Origin of the sequence: Labrys okinawensis (genome assembly GCF_002982075.1) — a bacterium.
GTDB lineage: Bacteria > Pseudomonadota > Alphaproteobacteria > Rhizobiales > Labraceae > Labrys > Labrys okinawensis_A.
Genome location: NZ_PUEJ01000003.1, coordinates 90994 through 110864, shown reverse-complemented (window position 1 = coordinate 110864; position 19871 = coordinate 90994). Strand labels below are relative to the sequence as shown.

Sequence of the window (19871 nt, the reverse complement as noted above, 5' to 3'; positions counted from 1 at the left end):
GCCCGTCAGGCATTGGTGAGCGGCAGTACCGTGGTGTCCTTGAACATCTCCATCGAAATGTAGGAGGAGATGTCGTTGAACTGCAGCTTGGCGACCAGCTTCTTGTAGACCAGATCGAGGCTTTCGACGTCGGGCAGCACGATCTTGAGCAGGTAATCGATATCCCCGGTGAGGCGGTGCATCTCGATGATTTCCGGCGTGTCGGCGACGAGAGCCCGAAAGCGTTCCAGCCAGTCCAGCGAATGGTTCGCAGTACGGACCATGACATAGACAGTGGTCGGCACACCCACTTTCTTGCGGTCGAGCAGGGCAGCGCGCCGGAGGATGTAGCCCTCCTCCTCCAGCCGCTTGATACGCCGCCAGCAGGCCGAAGGCGACAAATGCGTCTTTTCGGCGAGATCGGCGAGCGGATGGTCGGCCTGAAGCTGGAGCATCGCCAGGATCTGCTTGTCCCGCTGATCGAGCTTCATGATTCCTTCGCGCGTCCAGATTGTGCATGAGAAATCAAATATGCAAAATTTTTGCGTAAGTACACGAATTTCGCAATATGTTTGCCGAAATCGAAGTACAAACGCCTAGAGAATGCAACCCATTTTCGCCGGCTTCGAGGCATTATCTCGACGTGACAACCAAGCCCTGGAAGGGGAGACGGATATGCGGAAAATCGGCCTGATCGGCGGCATGAGCTTCGAGAGCTCGGCAATCTATTACAAGCTGATCAACGAAGCCGTGCGCGCCCGGCGCGGCGAGCTGCATTCGGCCGAAGTCATGCTGCATTCGGTCAATTTCCAGGACATCGTCGACATGCAGAAGGCCGGCCGCTGGGATGCGGCTGCCGAACGGCTGGCAAGCGTGGCGCGCGATCTCCAGAATGCCGGCGCCGGCTGCGTGCTGATCTGCACCAACACCATGCATCTGGTCGCCCGCCCGGTGCAGGCGGCGATTGCCTGCCCGCTGATCGACATCATCGACGAAACCGCCAAGACGCTGACAGCGGCCGGCCACAGCCGGCCTCTCCTGCTCGCCACCCGCTACACCATGGAGCACGGCTTCTATGCCGAACGCATGCGCGAGCACGGCATCGACGTGATGGTTCCCGATGCGGCAGGGCGGGACGCCGTGCACGACATCATCTTCTCCGAACTCTGCGCCGGACGGGTGGAGGAAAGCTCGCGCCGCAAGCTGGAGGCCCTGATCGATGAGGCCAAGGCCGACGGTGCCGACAGCGTCATTCTCGGCTGCACCGAGATCTGCCTGATCCTCTCTCCAGATGGCCTGACCCTGCCCGGCTTCGACTCCACTGCGATCCACGCAGCCGCCGCCGTCGATTTTTCGCTTGCATGCGGTTCCAAGGGTGCTCCACTGGCGGCGTGATCGATCAGCCAGTGGAGTCGCACCATGAGCCAAGCTGCAGACCCGGACCGGGAAGAACGTTCCAAGGCGGCCATGGCAGGCGAAATCGGCATTCTGGCCCGCCGGCGGATCGAGGCGGGCATCATCGCTCCCCTCTATGAGGAGATGCGCGAGCGCCTGGGAGAGGAGCAGGCACAAGCCATCCTCGATGCCGCCGTCCGCAAGGCGGCGATAGCAGCGGGACGTAATTTCGCCGCCAAGACGCCCGGCGGCACGGATCTGCGCAGCTTCCAGGATCTGCAGGCACTGTGGACCCAGGACGATGCCCTCGAGATCGAGGTGCTCAAGGCGAACGATACCGAATTCGACTTCGATGTCCATCGCTGCCGCTATGCGGAGAGCTATCGGCAGATGGGGCTCGGCGCCATCGGCCACCTTCTCTCCTGCAACCGCGACGGCGTGTTCTGCACCGGCTATGATCCCCGCATCACGCTGGAGCGCAAACAGACCATCATGGACGGTGCCAGCCATTGCACCTTCCGTTACAGGTTCGACGAGGATGGCGACCGGACCTGACCGGCCGCCATCCTTTCCACCCTGCCTGGCGGGGTTGAAACGCCGCCTTATTGCTTGGGCACGAGCACGCCGAGATCCACCGCCTTCGCCATGGCCTGATAGCCGGCATCGTTGGGATGCAGGTGGTCGCCGCAATCATAGGCGGGATTGATGCTGTTGGGCTTGGCCGGGTCCTCGAGCACCTTGTCGAAATCGATCAACCCATCCGCCATCTTGTTGGTCCGGATCCAGGCATTGACCTCCTGGCGGATCTTTTCCTTCTCGGGCGTGTAGTAGCCGGAGGTCGGCAGCCCCTTGAAGGTGTCGACGAAGGGCGTAAGGGTCACGCCGACGAAACGGATGCCATGGGCATGGGCCCGATCGATGATCTGCTTGTAGCCGGCGATCACGTCCTCGGCGGTCGGCTCGGGATCGGCCGGGGTGATGGCGTCCTTGCCCGGCCAGCCGATATCGTTGATCCCCATCATCATCACCACGGTCGAAACCCTGGGATGGCTGAGCACGGACATGTCGAAGCGGCTGAGGGCGTTGGTTCCCATGCCGTTCGACAGCACGCGATTGCCCGAATAGGCTTCGTTGACCACGGCGACATCGGCATGACCCTCGGCCTGCAACCGCTCCGCGATATGATCGGGCCAGCGATTGTTCTTGTCCGGCGTGGAGCAGTTTCCGTCGGTAATGGAATCGCCGAAGAACACGATCGCCTTCGACTCCGGCTTGGCCGTGGTCAGGATACGGCTGAGCAGCAGGCGCGATTTGTTGGTGCTGACGGGCGCGAAATCGGCCTCCTTGGTCTTGTCGCCAGGCCCGGAGATATAGCTGGTCTGAACACCGTCCCAATGCACCGAGGTGATGCCGGCGCGCTTGGGCAAATAGAAGCTGACCGCGAGATCCGACAGGGCCTTGACCGGCAGGTCCACGGGATCGCTGACCAGGGGAGCGCCGGGCGGGATCACGGCCGAAGGTTTGCCGCCGAAGGTCAAGGCCTTGAGGGAAGCCTCATCGATGGCGCTGCCGCCCTTGGACAGGGCCACGCTGGCCGATCCGATGGTTACCGGGCGCGTGCCGAACTCGTTGGAGATGACCACGCGCACTTGCTCGCCTCCGACGCTGATGCGCGCGATCTGGCGAACCGTCTGATCGCCCAGGACTTCGGGAACGTCGAAGGGTGCCGGCAATTCCTCGGCCCAGCGGGGGGCGGGTGTGGCGGCCCATGTGGTGATCCAGGGCTCCGACCCCCCCGCACTTGCCGGGAGCGCGGCCAAGATCAGTGCTCCCACGACAAATGAAGTCCCGACCGCCCATCCGATCAATCGCGCAGGCACGATCCGGCGCAACCTCGGTCCAGGCTTATAATAGTCCAAATAGGAAACCATGGCGCTTTCCATCCCGCTTTGACAATATTGTAAAATGACGTTGTCTGATTGCGTATAGAGGGGAAGTATCCAGCACTGCCGTGCGGAAGACTTCCGAAGCGCCGGGAGAGTGTGATGTTTTCCCGGATCTTGCAAGCCGGACACTGGGTGCGCATGCTTGCGACAGCCCGATTGGCGAAAACGCCTTCGAGATTTTCCTGACTCGAGAAGAATTGCAAAGACGCGTCAGAATGGGGAGCCAGCGCAGACAGGCGTCCTGCCCGAACACGCTGTGCAGGGGCTCATAACCGGTCCCTCAGCGCATAATAGCTCATGCCGGCCACCAGGGTCGGCCAGCGCAGCAGGCGTCCGCCCGGGAAGGGCGGCGTCGGAAGGGCGGCGAGACGGTCGAACTCGCCGAGGCTGGCGGCGGTGACATCCGCCAGGATCTTGCCGAAATAGGGCGCGAGCATCACGCCCTGCCCCGAATAGCCCGAGGCTGTCAGTACGTTGGGCGCCAGCCGCCGCACGAAGGGCAGGCGCGTGGTGGTGATGCCGAGCGTGCCGCCCCAGGCATAGTCGATGCGCTTGTTTTCGAGCTGCGGGAAGACTTTGAGCATGCGCTTGCGCACGAAGGCCTTCATGTCCGACGGAAAGCCCGAACGATAGTTCTCGCCACCACCGAAGAGCAGGCGTCGGTCCGCCGACAGGCGATAATAGTTCACCACGAAGCGGCTGTCGGCGACGGCATAGTCGTTGGCGATCAGCGCCCTGGCTTCATTGTCCGAGAAAGGCTCGGTCGCCAGGATGAAATTGTTGATCGGCATCACCCGCGCCTCGGTATAGGCGTCGAGCCCGGAGAGATAGCCATCGCCGGCGAGGATCAGCCAGTCGGCGGAAACGCTGCCTTGCGCCGTGCGGACGACCGCCTTGCCGCCCTCGGCCCGGTAGCTGACGGCGCGCGAGCGCTCGAAGACCCGTACCCCGGCATCGAGCGCCGCCACCCCCAGTCCCAAGGCCAGGTTCAGGGGGTGGAGATGGCCGCCATCATGGTCGACGAAGCCGCCATAATAGCCGCTCGCGCCGAGCACGGCGTCGAGCTCGGGCTTGCCGATCGCCTCGACCTTGTCATAGCCGTAGACCGTCCTGAGCTTTTCGGCATAGGCGTGCGACATCGCCACATAATGCGGCTTGTGGTCGGCGATCAGGATGCCCGACTTGTAGTCGCAGGCGATTTGGTGCCTGGCGATCAGGCCCTTGAGATGGGCCTTGGCGTCCTCGGCCATGCGCCACAACGCCTTGGCGCCGTCCAGGCCGACCAGTTTCTCCAGATAATCCTGGTCGCGGCGCTGGCCCGAATGAACCTGGCCGCCATTGCGCCCCGAGGCCCCAGAGCCGATCTCGGCCGCCTCGAGCAGGATCACCGAAAGCCCTTTTTCGGCAAAGGCGAGCGCGGCACCGAGCCCGGTATAGCCGGCACCGACGATGCAGACATCGGCGCGTTCCGCACCCAGGAGCCGAGGCTGGACGGAAAGCTTGCGGGCCGTCGCCGTATAATAGGAATTGGCCGGATGGCCGGTGTTGTCGGTCATGATGTCAGGAGCGCGGATCCTGTCCGCTCTTGAAAACATTGTGCTTGGAGGAGAAAGAGCGGACATCGCGACATAAGGCATGTCGCTGTGATGTCCGCGCTCCCAGAAATGTTACACATTGAGCAATAGATGCTCGCGTTCCCAGGGGCTGATCACCTTCATGAAGGTCTCGTATTCCTGGCGCTTGATCGCGGCATAGGCGGTGACGAAGGACGACCCCATCACCTGGCGGATCGCCTCGCTCTCATCCATTTCCGTCACGGCCTCGAGCAGGCTCTGCGGCAGTTCGAAATCGCGGTTCTTGGCATCCGACTCGATCGGCGCCGTCGCCTCGAGTTCCTCCGTCATGCCGAGATAGCCGGCCGCCAGGCTCGCGGCGATGGCGAGATAGGGATTGGCGTCGGAGGAGGGAACCCGGTTCTCGACGCGCCTTGCGTCGGGGCCCGAGGGCGGCACGCGCAGGCCCGCCGTGCGGTTGTCATAGCCCCACTGCACGTTGATCGGCGCCATGGAATCACGCGTCAGCCGGCGATAGGAGTTCACATAGGGCGCCAGCATGCACATGATCGCCGGCAGATATTTCTGCTGGCCGGCCAGGAAGGAGAAGAACAGCGGGGTCGGCCCGCCCGTCTCCGGATCGGAAAAGATGTTCTGGCCGCTCTCCGCATCGACGATCGACTGGTGGATGTGCAGCGCCGAGCCCGGCTCGCCCGACATCGGCTTGGCCATGAAGGTGGCATAGATCTTGTGCTGCAGCGAAGCCTCGCGGATGGTGCGTTTGAACAGGAAGACCTGGTCGGCCAATTCCAGCGGATCGCCATGGCGCAGATTGATCTCCATCTGCGCCACGCCATCCTCATGGATCAGCGTATCGATCTCCAGGCCCTGATGTTCGGAATATTTGTAGATGTCCTCGAAGAGAGCGTCGAACTCATTGACGGCCGAGATCGAATAACCCTGCCGGCCGAGTTCCGGGCGGCCCGAACGGCCGATCGGTGGCTTCAGCGGATAGTCGGGATCGGTGTTGGGTTCGACCAGATAGAACTCGATCTCCGGCGCCACCACCGGCTGCCAGCCCTTCTTGCGGTAGAGTTCACGAATGCGGCGCAGCACCTGGCGCGGCGCCTGCTCGACGGGACGGCCGTCGCGCGTCATCGCGTCATGGATGACCTGCGCGGTCGGATCCATCGCCCAGGGCACGGAGGTCAGGGTCGACCAATCCGGCTGCATGAACATGTCGGTATCGGCTTCCACCGCGTCCACCAGCCCGTCATAGGCGGGATACTCACCGGTGATGCACTGATAGAAGATCGAAAGCGGCAGGTTCATCACCGGCGAGGCCAGGAACTTCGACACCGGCATGATCTTGCCGCGGGCGACCCCGCCCTGGTCCGGAACCAGGCACTCGATCTCTTCGATGTCCCGCGCGCGGAACCAGTCCCGCGCGCTCTCGACACCGGAGATGCCGCGCGCGGATTCGATATCCGGCACGCCAGAATGCTCGGGCTTGTCTGACTTCTTCTTTTTGCTCATCGTCGCACACATGCGGCTTCCACCCCGCAGGAAGTGCGGAGCGGCGACCCGAAACATGCGCCGGCGACCTGTTTGACGGCCCAGAAGGGGGCCATCACGCGACTAACCTCCGGTTCGGGCCCTTGGTTTAGGAGGGCGGAGGCGCACGCGCCGCGCATCGGGGAAGACGCGCAAAAGAGGCATCGGTGGACCGACGCTGGCGCCACACTGCCTTTAGCGGCAGGCAAAAGTCAATCGGAATGGCCAAAAAATGTGATCACAAAAAATGTGATCACATTTTTGCGTGGATTCGCATTTCCCCTGTAGACCGCCGCCGACTTCCCGGTTTAGGCTGGAATCAATCACCACAAACAGATGGGATACCATGTCTGATACAGGCGGGGGCGGCGCCACGGCGCCCGTGAAGTCGCAGAAGGCGATCGGCGGCGTTCGCCGCAAATTCCAGCCCTGGGCCGATCCAAAAGAAGTTCCCCTCATCCGCTTCGAGAACGTCACCAAGCGCTTTGGCGATTTCGTGGCGGTGAACGAGGTTTCGCTCGACATCTACCCCCGCGAATTCTTCTCCCTGCTCGGCCCTTCCGGCTGCGGCAAGACCACCTTGATGCGCATGCTCGCCGGCTTCGAGCAGCCGACATCGGGGCGCATCACCCTGGCGGGCAAGGATCTGGCCGGCGTGCCGCCCTATGAACGCCCGGTCAACATGATGTTCCAGTCCTATGCGCTGTTCCCGCATATGAGCGTGGCCGACAACATCGCCTTCGGCCTGAAGATGGACAAGATGCCAAAGGCGGAGATCGAGACCCGCGTCGGGCAGATGCTGAAGCTGGTCAAGCTGGAGAAATTCGCCACCCGCAAGCCGCACCAGCTCTCGGGCGGCCAGCGCCAGCGCGTGGCCCTCGCCCGTGCCGTGGCCAAGCAGCCCAAGGTGCTGCTGCTCGACGAGCCGCTCGGCGCCCTCGACAAGAAGCTGCGCGAGGAAACCCAGTTCGAGTTGATGGACATCCAGGTCGAGCTCGGCATCACCTTCGTCATCGTCACGCATGACCAGGAAGAGGCGATGACGATGTCCGACCGCATCGCCGTGATGGACCATGGCAAACTGGTGCAGGTGGCCCCGCCCGGCGAGATCTACGAGCAGCCCAATTCCCGCTATGTCGCCGACTTCATCGGCAACATCAACATCCTCGAAGGCAAGGTCTCCGCCCAGAACGGCAGCTCCCTCACCATCACCTCGCCGAGCAATCAGGCTTTCAGCGTGGACAGTGCCGAACGCTGCTCCGTCGGCCAGGACGTCTTCCTGGCCATCCGCCCCGAAAAGATGCGCATCTCGCTCGATGCGCCGGCCACGCCGGGCAATTCGCTGGCGGGCGAGGTGTTCGACATCGGCTATCTCGGCGACTGGACCAATTACCTCGTCGACGTCGCCGGCACCGGGCAGCGCATCCGGGTGTCGCAGGCCAATATGAGCCGCTTCGTCGAACGCCCGATCACCTGGGAAGACAAGGTCCATGTCAGCTTTGCGCCGGATGCCGGCGTCGTCCTGACCAAATAGGAGGGCGACATGGCAGACACGACCCGAAAGGGCTTCTTCTCCGGCCGCACCGGAGTGATCGCCATCCCCTATCTGTGGCTGGCCATCTTCTTCGCCCTGCCCTTCCTGATGGTGCTGAAGATCTCGCTGAGCCAAATCGAGCTGGGACAGCCGCCCTACACGCCGGTCTTCAACTTCGACGGCACCTGGCAAAGCATTGTGGACTTTGTCTCAGGGCTGAGCTTCGACAATTATTGGACGATGTTCAACATCTGGGGCGAGGATGGCGACACGCTCTATCTCAAAGCCTATCTGTCCAGCGTGGTGATCGCCTTCGTCTCGACGATTCTCCTGCTGATCATCGGCTATCCCATCGCCTACGGCATGGCGCGCGCACCCAAGAGCATGCGCCCGACCCTGCTGATGCTGGTCATCCTGCCGTTCTGGACCTCGTTCCTGATCCGGGTCTATGCCTGGATCGGCATTCTCAAACCGGAAGGCCTGCTCAACCTGGTGCTGATCAAGCTCGGCATCATTTCCGAGCCCCTGCAGATCCTCAACACCAATTGGGCGATCTTCATCGGCATCGTCTATTCCTACCTGCCCTTCATGATCCTGCCGCTCTATTCCACCCTGGAGAAGATGGATCATACCCTGCTGGAGGCGGCGGCGGATCTGGGCTGCAAGCCGATCAAGGCCTTCTGGCTGGTGACCTTCCCGCTCTCCCTGCCCGGCGTGATCGCCGGCTGCATGCTCTGCTTCATCCCGGCCGTGGGCGAGTTCGTCATCCCGGATTTGCTCGGCGGCTCTTCCACGCTGATGATCGGCAAGCAGATGTGGGACCTGTTCTTCTCGAACCGAGACTGGCCGGCGGCTTCCGCCGTCGCCGTGATCCTCCTGATCATCCTGGTCGTGCCGATCACCTATTATCAGCACAGCCAGGCCAAGGCGCTGGAGACCGACCGATGAGCAAAGGTTCTTCCTGGTTCAACATGACCTCGGTCGCCCTCGGCCTCGCCTTCCTCTATCTGCCGATCGTGATCCTGGTGATCTATTCCTTCAACGATTCCAAGCTGGTGACGGTCTGGGGCGGCTGGTCGACGCGTTGGTATGCCGAGCTCTTCCACGACGAAGCCTTCATGAATGCCGCCAGGATCACCCTGATCGTGGCGACCGTTTCCGCCACCATCGCCACCATACTCGGCACGCTCGCCGCCGTGGTCCTGGTGCGCATGGGCCGTTTTCGCGGCCGCATGACCTTCTCGGCCATGGTCTACGCGCCGCTAGTGATGCCCGAAATCATCATCGGCCTGTCGCTCCTGCTGTTCTTCATCTCGCTCGGCGTCGACCGCGGCTTCTGGACCATCACCCTGGCCCATGTCACGCTCACCATGTGCTTCGTCACCGTGGTGGTGCAGTCGCGCCTGCTCAGCTTCGACCGTTCCATCGAGGAAGCGGCCCTGGATCTGGGCTGCCATCCCTTCAAGGCCTTCTTCCTGATCACCCTGCCGATCATCGCGCCGGCGGTGATCTCGGGCTGGATGCTGGCCTTCACCCTGTCGCTCGACGATCTCGTGCTGGCGAGCTTCACCTCCGGCCCGGGCTGGAACACGCTGCCGATGCGCATCTATTCCTCTGTGCGCCTCGGCGTGACGCCGGAAATCAACGCGGCCTGCACGCTGATGCTGGCCGTGGTCGCCCTCGGCGTGGTGATTGCCGCCATCTATACCAGCCGGGCCGAGAGAGAGCGCGAGCGCGCGGAGAGGCTGGCTGCGGCCGGCTGATACGGCCAATCACGACCCCAGGAGAGTTTCAGGCCCTCGCCCCCATGGGCGGGGGCCTTTTCGTTTAGCCACCCTGGGCCTGTGGTCCGCGCCTGACGCGCCCCCTGCCCGCCACTCCTCATGACAGACCTCAATAGACCTAAATCAAACATTTTCTAACATAATCGCTCTTGCGATGTTATATTTTGTTGAATAGCATGCCGTTCAATCGACGGAATCGGCAGGCGCTGCCGTAGGCGCATCCGAGTTCGGCTTAGAAAAAATCGGCCATACTCATCATTTTCTCAGTGATTCTCGTCATTTTTATCAGAATTGACGCAGTCTTGCCGAGAGATGGGAAGCCGAAGCGCCATAGGGAACTGCACATCGGCGATGGAAGCGGCTGGCAATCATGTTTGATTCTGTTCTTTTTCGGGTCTCGACGCTCGCCTCTCTCGCAGCGCGCTAGGAAGCATCATGGCATCTATCGAACTTGACCATGTCTCCAAGCTCTACGCCAATGGCGCCTATGGCGTACGCGACGTCGACCTGACCATCCCGGACGGCGAGTTCGTCATCTTTCTTGGCCCCTCCGGCTGCGGCAAGTCGACCACCTTGCGCATGATCGCCGGGCTGGAAGGCATTTCTTCCGGCGATCTGCGCATCGGCGGCAAGAGCATGACCCATGTTGCCCCGCGCGACCGCAACATCGCCGTGGTGTTCCAAAGCTATGCCCTCTATCCGCATATGAGCGTGCGCCAGAACATGGCGTTCGGCCTGAAGATGCGCGGCGCCGACGCCGCCACCATCGATGCCAAGATCGCCGATGCCGCCCAGCTGCTTGGCCTGCAGAACCTGCTCGGCCGCAAGCCGGCCGCGCTTTCGGGCGGCCAGCGCCAGCGGGTCGCCCTGGGGCGGGCCATCGTGCGCGAGCCCGCCGCTTTCCTGCTCGACGAGCCTCTCTCCAATCTCGACGCCCAGCTTCGGGCCGAAATGCGCCTCGAACTCATCAAGCTCCATCGCCGCCTCGGCCGCACCATCGTGCATGTCACCCATGACCAGGTCGAGGCGATGACGATGGGCGATCGCATCTGCATCATGCGGGAGGGCCGGCTGGTCCAGTCCGGGCGGCCGCTCGAGGTCTATGCCAATCCGGCCAACACCTTCGTGGCCCGCTTCCTCGCGACACCGCCGATGAACCTGATCCCGGCCAGGCTGGCAGGGACGCCGGCCGAAGGCCTTGCGGTGGTGACGGATGCCGGCGCCAGGCTGGCCGTGCCGGCCCGCCACCATGCCCCCTATGGCGGGCGCGCCGGCCGCCGCGTCATCCTCGGCGTCCGGGCTGAGGACTTCTACGAGACCCAGCAGCATCCCGATTGGCAGAAAATCGCGATCCGCGTCGTCGCCATCGAAGCCCTCGGCGCCGAGAACATCCTGATCGGCCAGATCGCCGGCGAAAGCGGGACCGGCGACAAGCCACTGGAGATCGCGGCGCGCCTCGGGCGCAATTTCACCGCCCCGATCGGAGCGACGGTGGAGCTCTATGTCGATACCCTGCCCATGCACCTGTTCGACCCTGAAACCGAGCAGGTGATCGCCAGGCCGGCGCTGACGGGAGGAGCCTGACGACGATGCGCAGCGACAGTGAGACCATTCCCTTCCGCCGACGCTTCGGCCTGCATTTCGGCCTCTGCCTCGCCTGCGCCCTCATCCTGCTGCCACCGCTCTGGGTGCTCAGGACCAGCTTCCTGCCCGAGCAGCTCTCCTACAGCAGCGAGTTGATGCCGGCCTTCACCACCGAGAACTACGCCGCGCTGATCTCCAGCCGCTTCGGCGGCTCCTATCTCAACAGCCTGGTCGTGGCCCTCGGCTCGGTGCTGGTCGCCCTGCCCTTCGCGGCGACCACCGGCTATGCCTTCGCCCGCTTCCGCACCGGCGGGCGCTGGGCACGGTTCATCGTGCTGGCCACCCAGATGCTGCCACCGGTGGCGCTGGTGCTGCCGACCTTCACGCTGTTCCGCAGCCTGGAACTCTCCAACTCGCTGACCGGGCTGATCATCGTCTATGCCGCCCTCAACCTGCCCTTCCTGACCTGGATCCTGATGGGCTTCTTCGAGGGCGTGCCGATCGATCTCGAATGGGCCGCCATGACCGACGGCGCCACCGCCTGGGGAGCGTTCTGGCGCATCGTGCTGCCAGTATCGCTGCCCGGCATCGCTGCCGCCGGCGTGCTCGGTTTCATCCTGGCCTGGAACGAGTTCCTGTTCGCGCTGGTGCTGAGCGGACCGGCCACCGCGACCATACCGGTGGCGCTCGCCGCGCTGCAGACCTCCAACGGCGTGCAGATCGCCAAGGTCTCGGCCGGGGTCATCCTTGCCATCCTGCCTCTGGTCGTCGCCTCGCGCTTCATCCAGCGCTTCATCGTCCAGGGACTGACTTTCGGCAGCGTCAAATAGGCCGGCAACACAGAGCGGCAACAAAGCCGCACATCACGGAGAGAGGGATAGAGCCATGATCTGGAACGAGAATCGCCTGAAAAAGACCCTGCTGGCGGCAGCCGGCACGGCGATGCTGCTAGGCACTTCGCTGTCGCCGGCGGCCGCGGAGACGGTCACCCTGCGCGCGCTGATGGAGGACGTGCCGGAGACCAAGATCATCGAGGCGCTGCTGCCGGAATTCGAGCAGAAGACCGGCATCAAGGTCGAATTCGAGAAGATCGGCTATCCCGACATGCACGACAAGCTGGTGGCCCAGCTCACGGGGCCGCAGAGCTACTACAATCTGCTCGAGGTCGATTTCCTCTGGGCCGGCGAATTCCCGGCGGCGAACTGGCTCGTCGATCTCAAGCCCCTGGTCGAGAAGAGCAAATACGATCTCGGGGCCTTCATACCCTCCACCGTCGAGCTGCTCGGCGGCAGCCAGGACAAGCTCAACCTGGTGCCGATGTACAATTACTCGATGGGCCTGCTCTATCGGAAGGACCTTCTCGCCGACGAAAAGCTGAAGGCGGCCTATAAGAGCGCCACCGGCAAGGAGCTCGCCCTGCCCACCTCGCTGGAAGACTATGTGGCGATTTCCAAATTCATGAAGGCCAACGCCAAGGTCGCGGGCGCAGCGATGCAAGGCCAGCGCGGCGATCCGAACAGCATGGAATTCTCCAACTACCTGTTCTCGGCGGGCGGGGCCTATCGCGACGCCGCCGGCAAGGCCAGCCTGAACACGCCGGAGGCCAAGAAGGCCCTGGACCTCTATGTCGACAACATCCAGAACGGCGCCCAGCAGGGCGCGACCTCGGCCACGCTCGACGACACCATGCGGCTGATGTGCTCGGGCGCGGCCTTCTCCATGGTGACCTATTGGTGGATGCTGCCGCAGATGGACGATGCCGCCAAATGCCCGACGGTGGCCGGCAAGGTCGGGCTATCAGTGATGCCCGGCGGCCATGGCGAGAGCGGCGGCTGGGGCTGGGGCATTCCCAAGAACACCACGCCGGAAGAGCAGGAAGCGGCCTGGACCTTCATCCAATGGGTGCAGAGCAAGGAGATATCGGTCAAGCGCGCCCTGCAGGGCCACGCACCCGTGCGTTCCGACGTCTACAAGGATGCCGAGGTGCTGAAGAAGTACCCCTTCTACGCGACGGCCGAATCCGTGGTGGCGAGCGGCAAGTCCTTCCCGATCTTCACCTATTCGGCCCAGTACGAGGACGTGCTCGGCACGCAACTCTCACTCGCGGCCGGCGGCCAGGCGACGTCCGAGGCGGCGCTGAAGGCGGCCTCCGACGGTTTGCAGCAACTGCTCGACAAGTGACCTTGCCCCGGCGCGGTCTTCGGGCCGCGCCGGTCCTGCCCTAGAGCAAAGCGCGTTCAAGCGTGAACGCTTATTTGCTCTAACTCATTGTTCTGACGCGTCTTTGCGATTCTAGGTGACTCCGTCTAATCGCAAAACGCTATAGAAACCAGAGCAAAGCGCGATTTCTATAAATCGCATCTTTTCTCTACCCCTTGTTTTGACGCGTTTTCTCAGGCGAAAAGTCTGCCAACTTTTCTTGAAAACGCTCCAGTGGTGCGACAGATGAGCGTGATGGGATTGGCCGGACGCAGCCGGGAATGGCGGATCGGATGGGCTTTCGCCCTGCCCGGCCTCCTGCTGCTCGCCATCGTGATGGGTTTTCCGCTGGTCTATGCCTGCATCCTGTCGATCTCGTCGATGACGCTGATCAAGCCCAGCCTGATGCCGCTGGTGGGCTTCAAGAACTTCGCGTCGATGCTGGCCGACCCGCTGTTCTGGAATGCCCTGTGGCTTACCGTGCGCTATTCGGCCATCACCGTGATCGGCGAGTTTGTGATCGGCCTCGGCATCGCCCTGATGCTCAACCGTACCGTGCACATGAAGCCGGTCTATTTCGCCATCCTCACCATTCCGATGGCGATGTCGCCGATCTCGGTCGCCCTGATCTGGCGCATGCTGCTGCAGCCCAATCTCGGCATCGCCAACCATCTGATGGAGAGCTTCGGCCTGCCCCGGCTCGACTGGCTGGGCACGCCGGGCATGGCGTTGTGGACCATGGCGGCCATCGACATCTGGCAGCAGATGTCCTTCGTGGTGCTGATCCTGGCCGCCGGTCTCGCCGCCCTGCCGCGTGATCCCTATGAGGCCGCCGAGGTCGACGGCGCGCGGGCATGGCAGCAATTCTTCTACATCACCCTGCCGATGCTGCGGCCGGTGGCGGCCATCACCGTCATCATCCAGCTGATCAACGAATTCCGCACCTATGACCTGCCCTATGTGCTCACCAAGGGCGGCCCCGGCAACGCCACGGAGGTGCTGAGCTTCTTCGCCTATCGCCGGGCCTTCCTCGGCCTCTCGCTCAACGAGGGAGCGGCAGCAGCCTTCGTGCTCCTGGTGATCGTGCTCGCCCTCACGGTGATCTTCTTCGCCGTGTTGGAGCGCTCGCAGGCCGGCGAAGCCTGGCGCTGAACGGGTCCTACTGCGCCGCCGAAGCCGGTGGCGTTTTGCCGGTGTCCTGCGTGACGTCCCGCCCCGGCCGGATGAAGCTGCGCAGCAATGGAGCGGCCGCACCTGAACGGCGGATCAGAGCCTCGGTGTCGGGCTCGACCACCGGCACCTCCCAGCCGCCATAGACGCGGAAGGGCAGGCGGAAGGGATTGGCAGCATCGGCATCGCTCCAATTGGCCACGCCGGCCATGTCGAGGCTGCGCAGGGCGATATTGGCATCCCCCGTCAACGACACCGAAAGGGAACCGTTCTCCATGCGGCAGTCGGCGGTCTTGGCCATGCCATCGGTGATCTTGAAGCTGGCCTTGGCGAGGTCGAAGGTAGTGCGGCCGCCATAGGAGGATTCGAAACGGGCCGAGAGCGGCCGCCGCTCGATCTTCTGCATCAGGCTGGCGAGATCGATGCCGACCAGGGAGCCGCCGGCGACGCTGATATCGGCCCGTCCCTGCAGCGAGCGCGACAGGTCGGCGATGGAAGCGCCGGTGCCGCTGACGGCCATCGTCCCGGTGCCGGTTCCTTCCAGACGCCGGAAACCGAAGAGATCGCCGAGTGCGCCGCCCATGTCGACGCCCTCAAAGCTGGCAGCGGCGGCGAGTTCGGTCATCTTGTCGGAAGGCTTGAGCGCAATGGTGCCCTTGAGCGTGCCGCCATAGGCGACGGCCTCGCTGAGGGCGAGCTCGAGCTGACCGTTGCGGGTGGAGACGGTTGCCGCGGCGCGGCCGAGACGAACCTTATCGATGGTCGTCTCGCCGGCCGAAATGCGCAGATCGAGGTCGCTGACCAGCAGGCTGTTGATGCTGATATGATCGGCACGCCATTTGCGCGGACGGCCATCGGCAAGGTGGAGTTCATTGGAATAGGCGCTGAGGTCGAGCGTATCGGCGGCAAGCGTGCCGCTGACCTTGGGGCGCTCCTTGCCGAATTCGACGGTGAGCGAGCCTTCGGCCTCGTTGCCGTCGAGCGAGAGCTGAACCTCGTTGAGCGAAATGGCGCTGTGATCGAGCGTCAGGGGCGACTGCAGGTCATAGGCGGCGAGGCTGCGCCCGGCCGGCAGGCCGAAGCCGAGCCAGCGCAGCGTGTCGCGCAGCGACGTGCCGCTGGCCGAGACCTTGCCGTCCAGCCGCCCCGCCCCGTCCAGCGTGCCGCTGGCGGCGAGATTGAGCGTATCGCCCTTGATGCGCGCCCGCATGTCCGACTTACCACCCGCGATCAGGCTGGCGGGATCGGCGAGCGCCACGGCAATTTCGGCCTCGCGGTCGCGCCAATTGATCACGCCGGCCGCCGACATCGCATCGCTGCGGCCGGCCCAGGCGAACGTGACGTCATCGACCGAAACGGAGGTGACCCGGCCCAGGGCGCTGTCGTCATAACGGATGGTGCCGTCGACGAGACGAATGGTCTTGACCGGCATCGGCTTGTCGAAGCGCCCGGCGGCGGCCTCGGCCAGCACGCCCTCCTTGAATTCCCACGAGCGCGCGCCATTCTTGCCGGCTGTGAGGCCGATGCTGGCACGCTTGAGCATCAGGCCCGATATTTCGATGCGCCCGATCACCAGCGGCGCCAGGCGCAGCGTGCCCTGCATTTTGTCGGCCACCAGCAGCGGCGGCAGGCCTTCGGCACCGGGAATGGTGACCTTCTCGATCATCAGCGTCGGCAACGGCGCCCAGGCCAGATGGACCTGGCCCTCTATGACGGGCGTACGGCCGGTCAGGGCGACGATCTCACGGGTGAAGGTATCACGCAGCACGCTTTCCGGCGTCATCCACGGCACCGTCAGCACCACGGCAAGAAGCGCAGCAGCGATAGCGGCCAGGAATAGCCCAATACGCTTCATGCCGTTTCCGCGCCTCGCTCGATCAAAGGGTGGTTGGTGACCTCTGCCATGCGCCCGGGCGACGGAGCTGAATCACAAACTCGATGCATTATAAATGGCAGTCCATCGTGGTAAAAGCGAGGCTTGGTTATGGCAAAGCCGCCATGCGGGGAAAAGCAGCGGTCGCCGGCCATGACGGGTACGATACAATCGCGTGCCTTCCATTCCGCCAGCATGGGCCGCCATGGTTAAGAAAGCCGGAAGAGCCGGCGCGCGCCTCTTCCATGGGGCTTTTCTGCGTTTATCCGGCAGGCACGCCGATCAGATACACCATATGAAACGGCTCCTGCCCCGGCTCCCCGAGCGATATTCTCTCGCACCGCCACGGCAGCCCCGAGGCCGACAGGCTGGCCTCGAAGGGCGCCGACCGGGTGGCCGACCACAGGCCGGCAACACCGCCCGGAGCAAGGGCGCGGGCGATGCGATCGATCCCCTCGCCCGAATAGAGCGCGTGGTTGGGCTCGTGCACGACATAATCGGGGCCATTGTCGGTATCGAGCAGAATGGCGTCGAAGCCGGCGGGCTCGGCGGCGATGATCTCGGCCACGCTGCCGGTGCGCACGGTCACGCGGCCGTCCGCCAGCGGATGGCCGGCGAGCGGGGCGAGGACGCCCCGGTTCCAGGCAACGATTTCGGGCAGGAGTTCGCAGACGAGAATATGCGCCTGCGGACCGACGCCATCGAGCGTCGCCCTCAGCGTATAGCCCATGCCGAGGCCGCCGATCAGGATGCGGGGCGCCTGCGTCCCGAGGCGGCGGCAGACGGTCTCGGCCAGCACGATCTCCGAGCGGGGATCATGGTTCGACATCAGCTCCCAGCCATTGAAGCGGATGTCGAAGAGACCGCCGCGGCGGCGCAGGACGATCCGGTCTCCCTGCGCCGTCACCACGCTGTCGAGTTCCGTCCAGATCTCCATCACCCGCTCCATCCTACAGGAGACGGTCTTATAGCAGGGGCGACGGCAAAGGCTTCAGCCCTTGCCGCGGGCCTGCGATCGGCCGGCGCCGCCGAGGGGTTTTCGAGCCAAGCTCGGATCCCGGTCGAAACGGATTGGTGCATTACCCTCTTCCTTAGATCGCGAAATCGTCATACTGCAGTTGCGAAGAGCGATGCGGCAATGCCGGAAACTCTGCAAAGGGAAGCGCCGAAGCAAAGGGAAACAGCCGAGGACATGGCCAAGGAAACCACTGCCCAGGAAACCACTGCCAAGGAAGCCGCTGCCAAGGAACCCGCCGGCAAGCCCGCCAAGGACCGCAAGACAGCCAAGCCGGCGTCGGACGAGGTGCTGGCGGGTGACATCGAGGTCCCTGCCGAACCGGCCGACGACAAGCCGCTATGGACCCCCTCGCCCGCACGCGTCGCGGGAACGCAGATCGCCGCCATCATCGCCGCCGCCAATGCCCGCCACGGCCTGAGCCTGAAGACCTATCGCGACCTGCATCGCTGGTCGGTCGAAAGCGCCGCCGACTTCTGGAACCTGATCTGGGACGACAGCGGCATCAAGGGCGAGAAGGGCGAGCGGCTCGCCAGCGATCTCGACGACATGCTCAAGGCCCGCTTCTTTCCCGATGCCAGGCTGAACTTCGCCGAGAACCTGCTAGCGCGCAGCGACGACGAGCCTGCCCTGATCTTCCAGGGCGAGGACAAGGCGAGCCTCACTTTGAGCTGGCGTGAGCTCACCGACCTCGTCTCGCGCCTGCAGCAGGCCATGCGGGCTGAAGGGGTACAGGTCGGCGATCGCGTCGCCGCGATGATGCCGAACCGGCCCGAGACGGTGGCGATCATGCTGGCGGCCGCCTCGATCGGCGCGATCTTCTCCTCCTGCTCCCCCGATTTCGGCGAACGCGGCGTGCTCGACCGCTTCGGTCAGATCACGCCCAAGCTGTTCTTCGCCATCGACGGCTACTGGTATGCCGGCAAGCGCATCGACAACGGCGCCAAGGTGATCGCCATCGCCGCCGAACTCGGCTGCAAGACGGTGGTGGTGCCCTATCTCGGCGAGGCCGAGACGGTGGCGGCCAAGATCCCGGAAGGCACCACGCTGGCCATCCTCACCGCGCCCTACCGGGCCAAGCCGGTAGCGTTCGAAGCGCTGCCCTTCCACCAGCCTCTGTTCATCCTCTATTCCTCCGGCACCACGGGCGTGCCCAAATGCATCGTGCATGGCGCCGGCGGCACGCTGCTGCAGTTGGTCAAGGAACATCGCCTGCAATGCGACTTGCGGCCGGGCGAGCGCAGCTTCTATTTCACCACCTGCGGCTGGATGATGTGGAACTGGCTGATCGCGGGCCTGGCCAATGGCGAAACTCTGCTGCTCTATGACGGCTCACCCTTCCACCCGGATGCGAGCGTGCTGTTCGATTTCGTCACGCGCGAGAAGGGCGTGATGTTCGGCACCTCCGCCAAATATATCGACGCAGCCCACAAGGCCGGACTGGTGCCGCGCGAAACCCATGATATGAGCGCGATCCGGCTGATGACCTCGACCGGCTCGCCCCTGTCGCCGGAGGGTTTCCGCTGGGTCTATGAGGACGTGAAGAGCGATCTCCACCTCGCCTCCATTTCGGGCGGTACCGATATCGTCTCCTGCTTCGTGCTCGGCGATCCCACTTCGCCGGTATGGTCCGGCGAGATCCAGGCGCCCGGCCTCGGCATGGCGGTCGATGTGTGGAACGACGACGGCCAGAGCGTGCGCGAGGAGAAGGGTGAGCTGGTTTGCACCCGTCCCTTCCCCTCCATGCCAGTGATGTTCTGGAACGATGAAGGGGGCCACAAATACCGGGCTGCCTATTTCGAGCGCTTCGACAATGTCTGGCACCATGGTGACTTCGCCGAATGGACCCGCCATGGCGGACTGATCATCCACGGCCGCTCGGACGCCACCCTCAATCCGGGCGGGGTGCGCATCGGCACCGCCGAGCTCTACGCCCAGGTGGAGAAGATCCCCGAGGTGCTGGAATCCCTCGCCATCGGCCAGGACTGGCAGGGCGACGTGCGCATCGTGCTGTTCGTGCGCCTGCGCGAAGGCATGGCCCTGGACGACGCCCTCGTCGATCGCATCAAGCGCCAGATCCGCACCGGTGCCTCGCCGCGCCATGTGCCCGCCAAGATCATCGCCGTCACCGACATTCCGCGCACGAAATCCGGCAAGATCACCGAGCTTGCCGTGCGCGACATCGTCGCCGGCCGCACTGTCAAGAACCAGGAGGCCCTGGCCAACCCCGAAGCGCTGGCTCTCTACAAGGACCTGCCGGCGCTGAGGGATTGAGAAAGAGGCCC

General features: G+C 63.8%; 16 protein-coding genes. 10 read left to right on the top strand and 6 right to left on the bottom strand.

Annotated features, from left to right (window positions below; all coding sequences use genetic code 11):
- Nucleotides 1-5: 5 nt before the first annotated feature.
- A complete protein-coding gene (locus tag C5L14_RS07565) occupies nucleotides 6-470 on the bottom strand; it encodes an Lrp/AsnC family transcriptional regulator (protein WP_105861441.1) in 465 nt (154 codons plus the stop codon).
- 184 nt (nucleotides 471-654) lie between these two features.
- On the opposite strand from C5L14_RS07565, the gene C5L14_RS07560 reads away from it, so the two are divergent.
- Together C5L14_RS07560 and C5L14_RS07555 are read left to right on the top strand one after the other, a co-directional pair.
- Nucleotides 655-1374, top strand: a complete 720-nt coding sequence (locus tag C5L14_RS07560; protein ID WP_105861440.1) for an aspartate/glutamate racemase family protein — start codon at nucleotides 655-657, stop codon at nucleotides 1372-1374.
- Nucleotides 1375-1398: 24 nt separating this feature from the next.
- Nucleotides 1399-1929: an L-2-amino-thiazoline-4-carboxylic acid hydrolase gene (locus C5L14_RS07555; protein WP_210203213.1), complete on the top strand. Its 531-nt coding sequence runs from the start codon at nucleotides 1399-1401 to the stop codon at nucleotides 1927-1929.
- Between the two features lie 47 nt (nucleotides 1930-1976).
- On the opposite strand, the gene C5L14_RS07550 is transcribed toward C5L14_RS07555, so the two are convergent.
- The 3 genes from C5L14_RS07550 to C5L14_RS07540 all read right to left on the bottom strand — a co-directional run bounded on the left by C5L14_RS07550 (nucleotide 1977) and on the right by C5L14_RS07540 (nucleotide 6421).
- Entirely contained in the window at nucleotides 1977-3194 is a 1218-nt protein-coding gene (locus C5L14_RS07550; protein ID WP_245443301.1) for an SGNH/GDSL hydrolase family protein, read from the bottom strand.
- A 392-nt stretch (nucleotides 3195-3586) separates the two neighbouring features.
- A complete protein-coding gene (locus C5L14_RS07545) occupies nucleotides 3587-4876 on the bottom strand; it encodes an NAD(P)/FAD-dependent oxidoreductase (protein ID WP_105861438.1) in 1290 nt (429 codons plus the stop codon).
- A 111-nt stretch (nucleotides 4877-4987) separates the two neighbouring features.
- A complete protein-coding gene (locus C5L14_RS07540; protein ID WP_209430385.1) occupies nucleotides 4988-6421 on the bottom strand; it encodes a glutamine synthetase family protein in 1434 nt (477 codons plus the stop codon).
- A gap of 352 nt (nucleotides 6422-6773) precedes the next feature.
- Between C5L14_RS07540 and C5L14_RS07535 the strand changes: the two genes are divergently transcribed.
- From C5L14_RS07535 to C5L14_RS07505, 7 genes are all read left to right on the top strand, one after another.
- Complete coding sequence (locus tag C5L14_RS07535; RefSeq protein ID WP_105861437.1) at nucleotides 6774-7961, top strand: ABC transporter ATP-binding protein; 1188 nt, start codon at nucleotides 6774-6776, stop codon at nucleotides 7959-7961.
- A gap of 9 nt (nucleotides 7962-7970) precedes the next feature.
- On the top strand, nucleotides 7971-8909 hold the full coding sequence (locus tag C5L14_RS07530) for an ABC transporter permease subunit (RefSeq protein ID WP_105861436.1): 939 nt from the start codon (nucleotides 7971-7973) through the stop codon (nucleotides 8907-8909).
- Nucleotides 8906-9724 (top strand): ABC transporter permease, encoded by an 819-nt coding sequence (locus C5L14_RS07525; protein WP_105861435.1) that lies wholly within the window; start codon nucleotides 8906-8908, stop codon nucleotides 9722-9724. The genes C5L14_RS07530 and C5L14_RS07525 overlap by 4 nt, the downstream gene beginning before the upstream one ends.
- A 456-nt stretch (nucleotides 9725-10180) precedes the next feature.
- Nucleotides 10181-11329: an ABC transporter ATP-binding protein gene (locus C5L14_RS07520; protein ID WP_105861434.1), complete on the top strand. Its 1149-nt coding sequence runs from the start codon at nucleotides 10181-10183 to the stop codon at nucleotides 11327-11329.
- 5 nt (nucleotides 11330-11334) lie between these two features.
- On the top strand, nucleotides 11335-12159 hold the full coding sequence (locus C5L14_RS07515; protein WP_105861433.1) for a carbohydrate ABC transporter permease: 825 nt from the start codon (nucleotides 11335-11337) through the stop codon (nucleotides 12157-12159).
- Nucleotides 12160-12214: 55 nt separating this feature from the next.
- Entirely contained in the window at nucleotides 12215-13510 is a 1296-nt protein-coding gene (locus C5L14_RS07510; RefSeq protein ID WP_105861432.1) for an ABC transporter substrate-binding protein, read from the top strand.
- 264 nt (nucleotides 13511-13774) lie between these two features.
- A complete protein-coding gene (locus C5L14_RS07505; protein WP_105861431.1) occupies nucleotides 13775-14680 on the top strand; it encodes a carbohydrate ABC transporter permease in 906 nt (301 codons plus the stop codon).
- Nucleotides 14681-14687: 7 nt separating this feature from the next.
- Here C5L14_RS07505 and C5L14_RS07500 read toward each other — a convergent pair whose 3' ends face one another.
- Together C5L14_RS07500 and C5L14_RS07495 are read right to left on the bottom strand one after the other, a co-directional pair.
- Nucleotides 14688-16553, bottom strand: a complete 1866-nt coding sequence (locus C5L14_RS07500; protein ID WP_105861430.1) for an AsmA family protein — start codon at nucleotides 16551-16553, stop codon at nucleotides 14688-14690.
- Between the two features lie 280 nt (nucleotides 16554-16833).
- Entirely contained in the window at nucleotides 16834-17508 is a 675-nt protein-coding gene (locus C5L14_RS07495) for a hypothetical protein (protein ID WP_181161074.1), read from the bottom strand.
- Nucleotides 17509-17763: 255 nt separating this feature from the next.
- Here C5L14_RS07495 and C5L14_RS07490 point away from each other — a divergent pair, with 255 nt between their 5' ends.
- Nucleotides 17764-19860 carry an acetoacetate--CoA ligase gene (locus C5L14_RS07490; protein ID WP_105861429.1) on the top strand — a complete coding sequence of 699 codons (2097 nt, stop codon included), beginning with the start codon at nucleotides 17764-17766 and terminating at the stop codon, nucleotides 19858-19860.
- Nucleotides 19861-19871: the final 11 nt, after the last annotated feature.